General features: G+C 76.1%; 2 protein-coding genes. One reads left to right on the top strand and one right to left on the bottom strand.

The annotated features are described in order from the left end of the window. Positions 1 to 714, bottom strand: a 714-nt coding sequence (locus G5C65_RS37490; RefSeq protein WP_165303509.1) for an MFS transporter, incomplete at its 3' end; no start/stop codon positions are given. Positions 715 to 796: 82 nt separating this feature from the next. Between G5C65_RS37490 and G5C65_RS37485 the strand changes: the two genes are divergently transcribed. Beyond that, positions 797 to 1,179, top strand: a 383-nt coding sequence (locus G5C65_RS37485) for a LacI family DNA-binding transcriptional regulator (protein ID WP_165303508.1), incomplete at its 3' end; no start/stop codon positions are given.

Raw genomic sequence — 1,179 nt, 5'->3', positions numbered from 1 at the left:
GGAGTACGCCACCGCCGCGAGCGCCGTCGCCCCCAGGGCAGCGCCCACGAAGAAGAACGCGCACAGCAGGGCCAGCAGCCCCCGGGAACGCAGTGCCCCCAGCCAGTGCGCCACCCGCGGCGACGACCGCCACGCCCGCGACGGCGGCGAGACCACCACCGACAGCGCCCCCAGCACCCCGACCGCGTTGATCACCAGCAGCGCCGCCTGCTCGCTCCACCACGCCACCAGCAGCGTCACCAGCAACGGCCCCAGCGCGAACATCACTTCCTGCGCCACCGCGTCCAGCGCGTACGCCGCGTGCACCCGCTCCTGCCGCTTCAGCACGCCCGGCCACAGCGCCCGCAGCCCGCCCTCCAGCGGCGGCGTGCACACCCCCGCCACCAGCACCGCGGCGGTGGCCAGCACCAGCGAACCGGTACCGGCCAGGGCCAGCGTCCCCGCGCCGAGCGCGGACAGCAGCGCGGCCGGCAGCATCACCCGCGGCTGCCCGTGCAGATCCACCAGCCGCCCCAGCATCGGCTGCCCCACCGCCGTGGCCAGCCCGTACAGCGCCGACAGCGCTCCGGCCAGCGCGATCCCGCCGCCCTGCGCCCGGACGAACAGCGCGATGGCCAGCGGCCCGGTGGCGTTCGGCAGCCGCCCGAGCAGCGTCCCCGCCAGCAGCCGCACCGCGTGCCGGGCCCGCAGCAGTTCGACGTAGCCCCTCGCCATCCGCCCCTCCCCTCCAGCAACCCGCCGGGCGTCCGCCGGACGCTCGGTGGTTGTACGTATAACGTGCGCCGTCATACGTATCATGCGAGAGGATCCCCGGAGAAGAGAGCACCCGCGGGAGGAGCGAGGAAGCGTGCCGCGAGACAGCCGGGAACCCGCCGCCGACCGGCCCACCGGCCACGACGTGGCCCGCGCCGCCGGCGTCTCCCAGGCCACGGTCTCGCTCGTCCTGGGCGGCAAGTGGCACGGCCGCGTCGCCCCCCGCACCGCAGACGCCGTACGCGAGGCCGCCCGCGACCTCGGCTACCGCCCCAACCTCGCGGCCCGCAGCCTCCGCCTCGGCGGCACCCGCACCGCGCTCCTGGTGATCCCGGCGCTCTCCAACGACTTCTTCTCGCGCGTGCACACCGGAGCCGCCGAGGTCGCCTCGGCCCACGGCTTCGGGCTCGTCCTCTACCCCTCCCC

This window comes from Streptomyces boncukensis (assembly GCF_011045075.1).
Classification (GTDB): domain Bacteria; phylum Actinomycetota; class Actinomycetes; order Streptomycetales; family Streptomycetaceae; genus Streptomyces; species Streptomyces boncukensis.
The sequence above is the reverse complement of the archived record's forward strand: the minus strand, read 5'-3'. Positions and strand labels throughout refer to the sequence as shown.